Annotated in this window: 1 pseudogene; it reads right to left on the minus strand. The window is 59.5% G+C overall.

Annotated features, from left to right (window positions below):
• A pseudogene (locus A3764_RS00945) lies at nt 1-269 on the minus strand (NAD-dependent dihydropyrimidine dehydrogenase subunit PreA); the annotation flags it as partial.

The following is a 269-nucleotide window of genomic DNA, read 5'->3' on the forward strand; positions in this document are numbered from 1 at the left end:
GCCTTGGCGACGTAGTTCAGGTTCAGTTGGTTCCAGTCCGTCACATTGGGCACCGCACGACCCACCAGTTCATCGACCGAGGTCATGCCCTTTTCGTCCATGTAGTCGCTCAGCCCGCTGATCATCTCTTGCACGACTTTGAAACCGTAGGTCATGGCCGCCGTACAGACCTGAACATTTCCAGCGCCAAGGGCCAGAAATTCAGCCGCGTCGCGCCACGTCGTGATGCCGCCGATCCCGCTGATGGGCAGATCGGCCATATCGGGGGT

It is taken from the genome of Sulfitobacter sp. HI0129 (genome assembly GCF_001635395.1).
Classification (GTDB): Bacteria; Pseudomonadota; Alphaproteobacteria; order Rhodobacterales; family Rhodobacteraceae; genus Sulfitobacter.